This window comes from Actinomadura fulvescens (assembly GCF_039533225.1).
GTDB lineage: Bacteria > Actinomycetota > Actinomycetes > Streptosporangiales > Streptosporangiaceae > Spirillospora > Spirillospora fulvescens.
Map to the genome: position 1 here is coordinate 31,673 of NZ_BAAATD010000015.1, position 12,308 is coordinate 43,980.

General features: G+C 70.4%; 10 protein-coding genes. 2 read left to right on the forward strand and 8 right to left on the reverse strand.

The window, feature by feature from the left end; all coding sequences use genetic code 11:
* Positions 1-258 precede the first annotated feature (258 nt).
* Positions 259-1,575, forward strand: coding sequence for a KamA family radical SAM protein (locus tag ABD333_RS39355; RefSeq protein WP_344547714.1), 1,317 nt, complete (start codon positions 259-261; stop codon positions 1,573-1,575).
* Between the two features lie 57 nt (positions 1,576-1,632).
* On the opposite strand, the gene ABD333_RS39360 is transcribed toward ABD333_RS39355, so the two are convergent.
* From ABD333_RS39360 to ABD333_RS39395, 8 genes are all read right to left on the reverse strand, one after another.
* On the reverse strand, positions 1,633-3,609 hold the full coding sequence (locus tag ABD333_RS39360; protein ID WP_344547715.1) for an ABC1 kinase family protein: 1,977 nt from the start codon (positions 3,607-3,609) through the stop codon (positions 1,633-1,635).
* Positions 3,610-3,696: 87 nt separating this feature from the next.
* Positions 3,697-4,212, reverse strand: coding sequence for a YbhB/YbcL family Raf kinase inhibitor-like protein (locus ABD333_RS39365; protein ID WP_344547716.1), 516 nt, complete (start codon positions 4,210-4,212; stop codon positions 3,697-3,699).
* 53 nt (positions 4,213-4,265) lie between these two features.
* Positions 4,266-5,168, reverse strand: a complete 903-nt coding sequence (locus ABD333_RS39370; protein WP_344547717.1) for a carbohydrate ABC transporter permease — start codon at positions 5,166-5,168, stop codon at positions 4,266-4,268.
* Entirely contained in the window at positions 5,165-6,139 is a 975-nt protein-coding gene (locus ABD333_RS39375; protein WP_344547718.1) for a carbohydrate ABC transporter permease, read from the reverse strand. Before ABD333_RS39375 ends, ABD333_RS39370 begins: the two co-directional genes overlap by 4 nt.
* The gene (locus ABD333_RS39380; RefSeq protein ID WP_344547719.1) at positions 6,136-7,215 is read right to left on the reverse strand and encodes an ABC transporter ATP-binding protein; all 1,080 of its coding nucleotides are present in this window, start codon (positions 7,213-7,215) and stop codon (positions 6,136-6,138) included. Before ABD333_RS39380 ends, ABD333_RS39375 begins: the two co-directional genes overlap by 4 nt.
* Before the next feature lie 27 nt (positions 7,216-7,242).
* Positions 7,243-8,640: an ABC transporter substrate-binding protein gene (locus ABD333_RS39385; protein ID WP_344547720.1), complete on the reverse strand. Its 1,398-nt coding sequence runs from the start codon at positions 8,638-8,640 to the stop codon at positions 7,243-7,245.
* A gap of 134 nt (positions 8,641-8,774) precedes the next feature.
* Complete coding sequence (locus ABD333_RS39390; protein WP_344547854.1) at positions 8,775-9,566, reverse strand: ABC transporter ATP-binding protein; 792 nt, start codon at positions 9,564-9,566, stop codon at positions 8,775-8,777.
* A 22-nt stretch (positions 9,567-9,588) separates the two neighbouring features.
* Positions 9,589-10,563, reverse strand: a complete 975-nt coding sequence (locus tag ABD333_RS39395) for an ABC transporter permease (RefSeq protein WP_344547721.1) — start codon at positions 10,561-10,563, stop codon at positions 9,589-9,591.
* A 151-nt stretch (positions 10,564-10,714) separates the two neighbouring features.
* Between ABD333_RS39395 and ABD333_RS39400 the strand changes: the two genes are divergently transcribed.
* On the forward strand, positions 10,715-12,304 hold the full coding sequence (locus ABD333_RS39400; RefSeq protein WP_344547722.1) for a bifunctional phosphatase PAP2/diacylglycerol kinase family protein: 1,590 nt from the start codon (positions 10,715-10,717) through the stop codon (positions 12,302-12,304).
* The last annotated feature ends 4 nt before the right edge of the window (positions 12,305-12,308 follow it).

Consider the following 12,308-nt stretch of genomic DNA (forward strand, 5'->3'; position numbering starts at 1 on the left):
GTCAGCATAAGGACGTGACACGGGCGCCACTTTCACGTGCCGTAATCGTTGTACAAGCGGTGGACCGCCGGGACCGGACATCCGGCGGTTCGTCTGGCTCGGGCTTGACCAGCTTCTTTGTACCCTGAGAGGGGTATGCATTCGGCATGAACGCGGATCAAAGGCTTCAATGGGGGTGAAACGGGGCTCATTGATCACTGTCCGTGACGACGCGCCCTGACGCGCGTGTCCCCGCTGACTTTCAAGGAGTACCAACACGTGACTTTGGTGAACGACGCGGCTCCCGCAGTGCGATCCACTGGTCGCAAGTTCCGCGCCTTCACGGCGAAGCACCTCGACGAGCTCACGGCTCGCGCGGGACTGTCGCCCGAACAGCAGCTCGCGACCCGGGCGGTGGCGACGGTCCTGCCTTTTCGGACCAACCAGTACGTGATCGACGAGCTCATCGACTGGTCGGCGGCACCCGAGGATCCGATCTACCGGCTGGTCTTCCCCATGGCGGACATGCTGCCCGCCGAGGACGTCGCGCGCCTGTCGGACCTGCTCCGCAGCGAGGCGCCCAAGGCCGAGGTGGACGCGGCGGCGCGCGCCGTCCGGATGAAGCTGAACCCCCATCCGGCCGGGCAGATGGAGCTCAACATCCCGAGCTTCGGGGACGGCAAGATCCCGGGCCTGCAGCACAAGTACGACGAGACCGTGCTGTACTTCCCCAAGCAGGGCCAGACATGCCACGCGTACTGCACGTACTGCTTCCGCTGGGCGCAGTTCGTCGGCGAGGCCGACCTCAAGATGGCCGGCGACGACACCCAGCAGCTGCGTGACTACGTGCTCGCCCACCCCGAGGTGACCAGCGTCCTGTTCACCGGCGGCGATGCGATGATCATGGGTGAGCCCGTGCTCCGCCGCTACCTCGAGCCGCTGCTCGACCTGGAGCAGTTGGAGTCGATCCGCATCGGCACCAAGTCGCTGGCCTACTGGCCGCAGAAGTTCGTGACCGACCCGGACGCCGACGCGATGCTGCGGCTGTTCGAGCAGGTCGTCGAGTCGGGCAAGAACCTCGCGTTCATGGCGCACTTCTCGCATCCCCGCGAGCTGGAGCCCCTGGTCGTCACCGAGGCGGTCCGCCGCATCCGCGACACCGGCGCGGTCATCCGCACCCAGGCGCCGCTGATCCGCACGATCAACGACGACCCGGCGGTCTGGGAGAGCATGTGGCGCACCCAGACGCGGATGGGCATGGTCCCGTACTACTTCTTCGTGGAGCGTGACACCGGGCCGCAGGACTACTTCGCGGTACCGCTGGCGCGGGCGTACGAGATCTTCCGCGACGCCTACCAGAACGTGTCGGGCCTCTCCCGCACCGTCCGCGGTCCGTCCATGTCGGCGACCCCCGGCAAGGTCTGCGTGGACGGCGTGCTGGACCTGATGGGCGAGAAGGTCTTCGCCCTGCACCTCATCCAGGCGCGCGACGCCGACCTGGTCGGCAAGCCGTTCTTCGCCAAGTACGACCCGGACGCCGTCTGGCTGGACGATCTCAAGCCGGCCTTCGCCGACCGCTTCCCCTTCGAGGCCTGACGGTCACGTGAGGCCGCGGCGAGCCGCCGGATGCTCCACCCGGCGGCTCGCCGCGGCTCACGGTGCCGGCCGGTGGTCGGCGCGGAAGATCGTGAACAGGACGCGCAGCACGAGGATCGAGCTGACTCCGAGCAGCCCGTAGCCGAGCAGCTCGAACAGCCCCACGTCCCGGGTGACGCGCGGCCCGTCCGGGGTGCCGAGCAGCATGGCGGCGACCACGGCGGTCGTGGCGCCGAGCACGGTCAGCAGCACCTGGTGCAGCATCCCGGTCACCACCCGGCGATCACGTTCGTCGGCGAAGAGCCGGACGTTGACGCCCAGCCGTCCCTGTTCCAGCGAGTGGGTGATCCGGTCGAACCGGCGCGGGAGCCTGCGCAGCACCGGCACCATGCCGAGCAGCTCGTCGGTGAGCGTGTCCCTCAGCGCGCCGGGCGCGAGCCGTTCGGTGAAGTGGGTGCCGGCGAACTCCTGCGCGGCGGCGACGATGCTGAACGCGGGGTCGAGCCGGGTCAGCGTCCCCTCGATGGTCGCCAGCGCCCGGAAGACCGCGGCGATCTCGGGATGGACCGCCAGCCGGAACGCCGCGATCAGCCGGAACAGATCCGTGAACATGTCCATCCCCGGTGCCAGGCCGGCGCTGAGATGCCGCGCCATGAACTGCCCGAGTGCCCGTTCCAGCCGTTCCTCGTCGATCTCCTCGGGCCGGGTCACGACCTCCAGGAGCGCGTCCGACAGCGCCGCCGGGTCGCCCCGGCCGACCGCGATGAGGATGTTCTGCAGCGAACCGCGCAACCGGGCGTCCAGGCGGCCGACCGATCCGAAGTCCAGCAGCGCGAGGCCGCCGTCGCGCATCAACAGGATGTTGCCGGGGTGCGGATCGGCGTGGAACGTGCCGTCCCGCATGATCTGATTGAGCAGGCCGGTCAGCAGGGTGCGGGCCAGCTTGCCCCGGTCGAGCCCGCGCTCCTCGATGAGCTCGTCGGCGGCGCCCAGCGGCACGCCGTCCAGCCATTCCTGGATCAGGACGCGGCCGGTGCTGCGCTCGGGGTGCAGCGCGGGCAGGCGCAGCTCGGTGGGGCCGCCCGCGCCGATCGCCGCGGTGTTGCGCGCCTCCACGTGGAAGTCCAGCTCCTCGCGGAGCGCGACGCCGAAGCCGTGCGCGAGCTCGGCCGCGCCGAGCGACCGGCCCCACCGGGTACGCCGTTCCAGCGTGGCCGCCAGCCGGTTGACGATGTCCAGGTCGCGTTCGACCAGCGGCCGGATGCCCGGCCGCTGGACCTTGACGACGACCTCGGTGCCCGACCGCAGCCTCGCCCGGTGCACCTGCGCGATCGACGCGGCCGCCAGCGGCACCGGGTCGAACTCGGCGAACACCGTGTACGGCGACTCCCCGAGCTCCTCGGCGAGCACCCGTTCCACCTCGGCGGCGGGCGCGGGCGGGACCTTGTCCTGCAGGTGGGACAGCTCGTCGATGAACGCCTGCGGCAGCAGGTCACGCCGGGTGGACAGCACCTGCCCGAACTTGACGAACGTGACGCCGCCGTCCTGCAACGCCAGCCGGAGCGAGCGCGCCAGGGACGCTCCGTCGCCCTTTCCCCGCCGCCCGCGCAGATAGGGCCCGAGGCCGTGGCGGACGGCGATCCTCGTGATCTGGTAGTAGCGCCGCGTCCGCGCGATCCGCCGCCGGGTGGCCATGACCAGCTCGTGCGGCCGGGGCAGCGAGCCCGTGGGCACCAGCGCCTCGGCCACCACGATGAACGTCATGGCGGCCAGGACCGCCGAGCCCAGGGAGGCGGCGAAGTACAGGCCCGGATTCTCCTTCTGGAGCTCGGTGGCCAGGAGCCCGGGCAGCGAGAACCCGATCAGCCCGCCGACGGCCGTCCGCGCCGTTCCGACGGGCAGGCCCAGCAGCCGGCGGCTGGCCCAGGCCAGGCCCGCGACGAGGAGGACGCCGCTCACCAGCGCCATGGCCCAGAGCCCGGGGCTCATGGACATGGCGGGGGCGGGGGGCTCGGAGGAGAGAGGAATGATCACAGGGGCCATTGTGACGCCCGCCCCGCGCGCCGCGGCTCCCGCACCGGGACGAGCCCGTTCCCCCGCGCGGGGGAGCGGCGTCCGAGGTCAGTGGCCGTACACCGGGACGACCGAGGCCCGGGCCAGGGTGTGGGCCGTGATGTTGAAGCCCGCCACGGCCGGGGAGACGCCGGAGTCGATGCCCAGCGTGTCGGCGTCCAGCGCGTGCACCGTGAAGACGTAGCGGTGCGGCGTCCCGGGCGGCGGGGCGGCGCCGCCGAACGCCTTGGCCCCGTAGTCGTTGCGCGCCTGGATGCCGATCTTGGAGTCCGCCGATCCGGCGCCCGTGGGCAGTTCGGTCACGTCGGCCGGGATGTCGAACACCACCCAGTGCCAGAAACCGCTGCCGGTCGGCGCGTCGGGGTCGAAGCAGGTCACCGCGAAGCTCCGGGTCTCCGCGGGGAAGCCCGACCAGCGCAGGTGCGGCGAGAGGTTGTCGCCGCTGAAGCCCCAGTCGTCGAAGACGTGCTTGTCCGGCAGCTGCTCGCCTTCGGTCACGTCGTCGCTCTCGACGGTGAACGACGGCACCTGCGGCAGATAATCGTGCGGCAGCGGGGCGGGCATGGCGGCCTCCTCGTCAGACGATCGTTGTCCCCTCCATCTCTATCAGTGGAGGGTCACGTCTTCACGGCGCCCATGGTGAACCCCGTCACGAAGCGGTCGAGGAAGAGGTTGAACACGAACGCGATCGGCACGGCCATCGTCACCGTGGCGGCCTGCAGCGACTGCCAGAAGAAGACGTCGCCGCGGATCAGCTGGGTCGGCACGCCCGTGCTGACGACCATCTCAGGGCTCGCCGACACGAACGCCAGCGCGTACACGAACTCGCTCGCCGTCAGCGTGAAGCTGAAGACGACGACCGCGACGATCCCGGGGAAGACGAGCGGGAGGACCGCCCGGCCGAACGCGCCGAGCCGGCTGTAGCCGTCGACCATCGCCTGCTCCTCGACGTCCTTGGGCACGGCTTTCAGAAACCCGATCAGCAGCCACACCGACACCGGCACGGTGATCGTCGGATAGACCACGACCATCGACCAGATCGTGTCCTCCAGGCCGAGCGCCACCACCACGCGGGTGAGCGAGAGGAACAGCAACGACGGCGGCACCAGGTAGACCAGGAAGATCGCGATGCCCATCGGAGTGCCCCACGGCCGGTTGAGGCGGGCCAGCGAGTACGCGGCGGGCAGCGCCAGCGCGAGGGTGAGCGCGACGACCAGGGCCCCGACCAGGAGCGTGTTGGCCACGAACGTGAGGTACGGCGTGTCGGTGAAGAGGAACGTCACGTGGTCGGGCGTGGCGGGCTCGTTGAAGAGGAACGGGCTGCTGTCGGGGTTGTAGAGGTCGCGGTTCTGCTTGAAGGCGCTGACCGTGCTCCACAGGAACGGCAGCGCGCACACCAGTGCCGCCAGCAGTGCCGCCCCGTACACCCCGCACCTGGCCAGAACGTGCCGGATCGTGTAGCGCCGCCGCAGCCGGGCGACCTCCTCCGCCGAGGTCCGCCGCTCGCGGTGGCCCTTCATTGCGACTCCAGACGGCGGACGGCGCGCAGGATGGCGATGGCGCCCGCGAGCAGGATCGGGAAGAGGAACAGCGCGATCGCCGCGCCCTGGCCGACGTCACCGCCCTCGATGCCGCGGAAGTAGGCCCACGACGCCAGCACGTCGGTGGAGTGCGTGGGACCGCCGCGCGTCAGCACGTACGACACGGTCATGTCGGTGAAGGTCATGATGGCGCCGAACAGCCCCGCGACCGCGATCACCGGCAGCGTGAGCGGGATCGTCACCTCGAACATCCGCCGCCAGAAGCCCGCGCCGTCGATGCGGGCCGCCTCGTCGATGTCGCGCGGGATGGCCACCAGCCCGGCCATCACGATCACCGCGGCCAGCGGGGTGAGCCGCCACACCTGGACCGCGATCACCGACGCCATGGCCGCCGAGGGCCGCCCGAGCCACACCACGTTGGTGTCGATCACGCCGAGCTGCCGGAGCACCCAGTCGACCGGCGAGTAGATCGAGTCCAGGAACCACAGCCACGAGATCGTCGACAGCGCGACCGGGGTCGTCCACGGAAGCAGCACCAGGAACCGCACGAACCACTTGCCGCGGAAGTCGGCGACCAGGAGGTTGGCCAGCACCTTCCCGAGCAGCACGATGAAGATCATGGTGATGACGGTGAAGACCACCGTGTTGACCAGCGACCGCCAGAACACCCGGTCGTCGAAGATCGCCTCGAAGTTGCGGAACCCGACGAAGTCGTAGGAGGGGTCGCCGGTCGTCACGTCCGAGAACGCGAACGCGATGGCCAGCAGGAACGGCACGCCCACCAGCGCGACGATGTAGACCACCGACGGCAGCAACATCGCCCAGGCCAGGAAGCCCTCCCGGTCGGCGAGCCCGGCCTTGGCGGCGCGGACCGGCCCGGACCCGCCGTCCGGCGCCCCGGCCGCCGACCCCGCCGGCGGACCGCCCCGCCGCGTCCGCCCGTGGGTCACGAGCCGCCCCCGTTTCCGACCGGCACCGGGGACGTGCGGCGGCCCGCCGCCGCGTCGAAGAACCGCAGCCGTCCCGCCACCACCGCGAACTCGTGGGTGTCGCCCGCCGCCAGCGGGGTCGTCACGGTCGCGGGCAGCCGCGCGATCACCCGCGTCTCCTCGCCCAGCCGGGTCACCGTGCCGTAGACGTGCCGGTCGCCGGACAGGTACTCCATCCGCTCGATCCGCATCGGCATCGTGACGCGCGCGTCGTACGGCACGTTCTCGGCGGGCAGCAGGTGCTCGGGACGGAAGCCGATCAGCCGGTCGTCGCGCCGCACCAGGTTCATCGGCGGCGACCCGATGAACGTGGCCACGAACGTGTCGGCGGGGTCGTCGTACACCTCCGCGGGGGTCCCGATCTGGCGCACGCGGCCCTTCTCCAGGACCGCGATCCGGTCGCCCAGCCCCATCGCCTCGGCCTGGTCGTGGGTGACGTAGATGGTCGTCGTCCCGATCCGCTCCTGGAAACGCCTGAGCTCGTCGCGCGCGGTCGCGCGCAGCTTGGCGTCCAGGTTGGACAACGGCTCGTCCAGCAGGAACACCGCCGGATCGCGGACGAGGGCACGCGCCAGCGCCACCCGCTGGCGTTCACCGCCCGACAGCTGCCGGGGCTTGCGGCCGAGCAGCGGCTCGATCCCGAGCCGCCCGGCCGCCTCCTTGGCCCTGCGCTCGCGCGGGCCGCGCGGCATCTTCTCGGCCTTCAACGGGAACACGATGTTGTCGAGCACCGACTTGTGCGGGTAGAGCGCGTACGACTGGAACACCATCGCGACGCGGCGAACCCGTGGCGGCAGCCCGTTGACCACGTTGCCGCCGATCAGCACCTCACCCCCGGTCGGCTGCTCCAGGCCCGCGATCGTGCGCAGCAGCGTGGTCTTGCCGCACCCGGAGGGGCCCAGCAGCACCAGGTACTCGCCGGGCTCGGCCGCGAGGTCGATCCCGGCCAGGGCGTGCACGTCGTCGTCCTTGCGGCGACGGCCCCGCAGGTGCCCGTCGAAGGTCTTGACCAGATCCCGTACCTCGACAGCGTTCATGGCTCGCTCCGCTCGCTCACGGCCCGATCAGCCGCCCACCAGGCCCCGCGCGCGCCAGCTCTTGAAGATCGCGTTGATCCGCCCGTCCGCCTCCGCGACCGCCTCCCTGGCACTGACCTGGCCGCGCGCCGCCCGCCCGAACATCGTCGGCAGCACGTTGGTGTTGAAGACCTCGCCGATCGCCGGGTTGGACGGCCCGGGATAGCCGATGTTGGCGCTCCACGACGCCGCGGTCTTGAGCAGCGCCAGCTTGCCGGCGGGCTTGGCGCCGAACGGGTCCTTGTCCAGCCAGCCGTTGAGCTGCGGCACGAGCGACGGCCAGGCGGGCAGGTCGTAGACCTCGGAGTGGTAGGTGACCGCCGGGAAGTTGGCGGTGTAGTGCAACAGGAACTCCTTGGCCGCGTCGGCGTTCTTGGCGTGCCTGGGGATGATCCACTGCTGGATGACGTGCTGGGCGGCCATCGCCGCCCGCGGGCCGCGCAGCGCCGGGACGAAGAAGATGTCGTCGCCTATCGCGGCGTTGGTGCCCATCGCGGTGCGCCAGGCCGAGATCGAGTTGAGGATGTAGGACGACCTGCCCGCGATCATCGCCTGGTTGTTGGACGCGGGCGTCCAGGAGAACACCTCGTTGGTCTCGGCCTGCTTCCACAGCCGGGTCATGAAGTCGACGGCCGCCACCGCGGCGTCGGAATTGAGCACGATCTTCTCGTGCCGGTCCTGCTCGGACGCCCCGAACGACCACAGCAGCGCCCGCGCCGCCATGTTGGAGTCGCTCTCCGGCGACAACCCGAGGCCGCACGGCACGCCCGTCGTCCGCTTGACCTCGGACGCTCCGCGCAGCAACTCGTCCCAGCTGCCCGGACCGTTGGGTAGGCCGACCTTCTCCCACATCGACTTGCGGTAGTTGCCGGGGTCGGGCGACCAGCCGGGGCAGTACGCGTAGAAGCGCTTGGTGTTGGGGTTGTAGCTGGACTTGCGGCACAGCTCCAGTTGCGGTCCCCACCGCCGGGTGGCCTCCTGCACCACGTCGGCCATGTCGAGCACGGACGGCTCGTACTGCGAGAACGGCGAGATGTGCTGGATGACGTCATGGCCCTGCCGGGCCTGGATCTCCGACGCCGCCCGGCGCGGAATGTCGACGGTGTTGACGTGGTCGACCCGCACCGTCACGCCGACCCGCTTGCCCCATTCGGCCGCGAACTTGTCGAACCACCTGTCGTGCCTGGGCACGAAGTGGCTCCACATCAGGACGCTCAGCGAGCCGCTCAGCTTCCGTGTGGGCGCGGCGAAGACCTCTTTGGGCGCCTGGCCGGGATCTCTGCCCTGCGGGCCGCCGCTCTCGCTCGCGCACCCCGCCGCAAGTCCCGCGGCCCCGGCGAGCGCGGTCGAACCGAGAAAGCCACGTCTGCTCAGCTGCCCGGACATCGGGGATCTCCCTCGCCGCTGAAGGTTTCCCTTCGAAGTTAGATCGGCAAGGGCCCCTCATCCAGAGGCGAACGGGTAACTCTATGTAACCGCCGTCACTCGCGACACAACAGCCTCGGCAGTCCCAGCGGTGACTACTTCCCGGTGGCGTCGGTGTAGGCCTTGAGGACTTCCTTGGGGTCGCCGTCCATCTTGATCCGGCCCTCGTCGAGCCAGATGACCCGGTTGCAGGTCTCCTCGATCACGTCCAGGTTGTGCGCGACCAGGAAGACCGCGCCCGCGTCCTGGCGCAGCTCGTCGATCTTGGCCTTGCTGCGCCGCTTGAACTTGGCGTCGCCGGTGGCGAGGGCCTCGTCGATGAGCATCACGTCGTGGGTGCGGGCCGCCGCGATCGCGAACCGCAGCCGGGCGCCCATGCCCGAGGAGTAGGTGGACATCGGGTAGTCGATGAAGCCCGGCTTGAGGTCGGCGAACTTGACGATCTCGTCGTACTTCTGCTTGGTCTCCTCGGCCGTGAGCCCCATGGCCAGGCAGCCCAGCGTGATGTTGCGGGAGCCGGTCAGGTCCTTCATCAGCGCCGCGTTGACACCCAGCAGCGACGGCTGGCCGTCGGTGTAGACGCCGCCCTTGGCCGGGGGCAGCAGGCCCGCGATGGCCTTCAGCAGCGTGGACTTGCCGGAGCCGTTGGTGCCGACGACGCCGATCGCGTCGCCCCGGTAGGCGATGAACGAGACGCCCCGGACGGCGTGGATCTCCTTCATCTGGGGGCGGTTCTCGCGCTTGACGACCCGCATCAGCGCGGTCGCGGCGTTGCCGCGCCCGCCGCCGCCCGAGCCGTAGACCCGGTAGATGATGTGAAGGTCGTCCACGACGACGATCGGCTCCCGGGTGGAATCGATCGTGACCGCGGGCTGCGCGTCGGACACCGGAGCCTTCTCCTTGAGCGCCTTAGCCACGCCCGTACCTCTCCTCCGCACGGTGGAAGTACCAGAATCCCGCCACGAGAGCGATCACGGCCCAGGCGATCGCGTACCACCACAGGTGGCTGTCGCTCCAGTGCCACTTGGGCAGGTCCCTGGTGCGATAGGACTCGATCAGCGTGCTGCGCGAGAGCTCCACGTAAACCGAACCCGGGTTGGCCTTCAGCAGCTCGCGCAGCCAGGGGTGGTCCGCGAGCCGCTGGTCGGCGATCTGCGGCATCGCGAAGATGACGCCGGAGGCGTAGAGCCAGGTGCGCAGGATGAACGGCAGCAGCTGCTGGATGTCGGGGGTGAACGCGCCGATCCGCGCCAGCACCAGGCTGAGCCCCATGTTGAAGCACAGCTGGAGCAGGAGCGTCGGCACGATCAGCAGCATGTACAGCGTCGGCGCCACGCCCCACGCGAACAGGAGCGCGAACAGCACCACCATGGAGATCAGCAGTTGCTGGAGCTCAACGATCACGTGCGCGAACGGGAGCGAGGCACGCGGGAAGTGCAGTGCCCGGATGAGCGACAGGTTGCCGCTGACGGACTTGGCGCCCGCCGTCACCGACCGCTGCGTGAACGTGAAGACGAAGACGCCCGTGATCAGGAACGGGACGAAGTCGGTGACGTCCTTCCCGGTCTGCAGGAGCAGACCGAAGATCAGGAAGTAGACGGCGACGTTCAGCAGCGGCGTCAGGACCTGCCAGACCTGCCCGAGCCGGGAGCTGCTGTACATCGACGACGTCTTGGCGGAGGCGAAGTTCCAGATGAACGTCCGCCGTTGCCAGACCTGCTGGACGTACGTGCGCAGCGGGGGGCGGGCCGCGCTCTGCTTCAGTCCATGCCGTGCGGCGAATCTGGCCAGCGACTCGCTGCTCTGCCCGTTCATGCGAGGAGACTCCGCGATCGTGCCGACCGGCTCGCCACCCGAGGAGCTGAGCCGTTCCGGGTGACTCATGCCGGGAAGCCTATTGCAGTCGACGTTGTGTGAGGGACGTTCGCCCACATGTGACCCCCGCATTGTGATCTTTGTGAATCATGTCCTGTTCCCTGGGGATACCCCCGTCATGCGTGCCTTTCACGGGAGACGAGCCCGGTGGTCACCGATCGTGATCACTGAACCGACGAGGGCCGGTCATGGCTTCGGGGTCCTGCGGCGGCTGGGCAAGATCGACCGGCAGGCGTTCGACAGCGTCGCCGCCGCCCGCCTGCCCGGGCTGGAATACGTCCTGCCCCGGTTGTCGCGTTTCGCCGACCACGGCGTGTTGTGGTTCACGCTGGCCGGCGCGATGGCCGTGTCCCGGCGGGCCCGGCTGCGGCGGGCCGCGCTGCGCGGCGCCATCGGGATCGCGGTGGCGAGCCCGGCCGTCAACATCATCGGCAAGCAGGCGTTCCGCCGCAAGCGACCGGTCGTGGACCTGGTCCCGCCGATCCGTATCCGCTGGAAACTGCCCACGTCGCACGCGTTCCCGTCGGGCCATTCGGCGTCGGCCGCCGCGTTCGCCGCCGGGGTGGCCATGGAGGCGCCGCGCGTGGTCGCGGCCCCGGTGGCGGTCACCGCCGGGGCGGTGGCCTTCTCCCGGGTCTACACGGGGGCGCACTATCCCGGGGACGTGCTGGCCGGGGTGGGGATCGGCGTGCTGGCGGGCATCGGCACCCGCCTGGTCTGGCCGGCCCGCCCGCCGGTGGCGCACGTCTCACGCCGGACCACCGTGCCCGTGGAGATCACCGAGGACGGGCGGGGCGTGGTCGTGGTGGTCAACGACAAGGCCGGGACGGCGGAGCCGGAGTCGAGGAAGAGCCGTTCCAAACGGGCCGGCCGGCCGGTCCCGCCCGGGCGCGGCCTCGTGCCGGGCCGGGCCGACCTGGACGTGGCGGTGCTGTCACGGGAGTTCCCCGCGGCGGAGATCATCCGGGCCGGACAGGACGAGGACCTGGACAAACTGCTCAACGAGGCGGCGGAGCGCGCCGCCGTGCTGGCCGTCGTCGGCGGGGACGGAACGATCAACGCCGGGGCGCGGGCGGCCTTGAAACACGACGTTCCCCTGCTGCCGATCCCCGGCGGGACGTTCGACCACTTCGCCCGCGCGCTCGGCATCGAGACGCCCATGGACGCGGTCACCGCGTACCGGCAGGGGTGCCTGGCCCGGGTGGATGTGGGATCCATCACATCGCGGGGCGACGGCGGCGACGGCGGCCTGATCTTCCTCAACACGGCGAGCTTCGGCGCGTACGCCGAGCTGCTCGAACGGCGCCGCCGACTGGAGACGCGGCTCGGCAAGTGGCCCGCGCTCGCGGTGGCGGCCGTCCGGACGCTCCGCCACTCCAGACCCCTGGACATGGTCGTGGACGGCAGGAAACGCCGGGTGTGGATGGCGTTCGTGGGCAACGGGATGTACGGCTCGCGCGGCGCCGCGCCCACGTGGCGCGACCGCCTGGACGACGGGCGGCTCGACGTCCGCATGATCACCACGGGCCGCCGGGTACCGCGCGTGCGCGCGCTCGCCGCCGTCCTCGCCGGGCACCTGCACATCACGCCGGGCTACCAGGCCTGGCACGGCGGCTCGCTCGAACTGATCGCCACGGAGGGTGACCTCCGGCTGGCGCACGACGGCGAGCTCTCGTCGGTCCGGGGCGTGGTGAAGTTCGCGAAGAAGGCCGGTTCGCTGTCGGTCTTCTGCCCCCGGACGCCGAGCTGAGAAT

What these genes read in the sequence shown, in the direction of transcription:
- ABD333_RS39365 (WP_344547716.1), bottom strand. Translation starts at nt 4,212, where the DNA reads ATGCCCGCCCCGCTGCCGCACGATTATCTGCCGCAGGTGCCGTCGTTC.
- ABD333_RS39370 (WP_344547717.1), bottom strand. Translation starts at nt 5,168, where the DNA reads ATGAAGGGCCACCGCGAGCGGCGGACCTCGGCGGAGGAGGTCGCCCGG.
- ABD333_RS39380 (WP_344547719.1), bottom strand. Translation starts at nt 7,215, where the DNA reads ATGAACGCTGTCGAGGTACGGGATCTGGTCAAGACCTTCGACGGGCAC.
- ABD333_RS39385 (WP_344547720.1), bottom strand. Translation starts at nt 8,640, where the DNA reads ATGTCCGGGCAGCTGAGCAGACGTGGCTTTCTCGGTTCGACCGCGCTC.
- ABD333_RS39395 (WP_344547721.1), bottom strand. Translation starts at nt 10,563, where the DNA reads ATGAGTCACCCGGAACGGCTCAGCTCCTCGGGTGGCGAGCCGGTCGGC.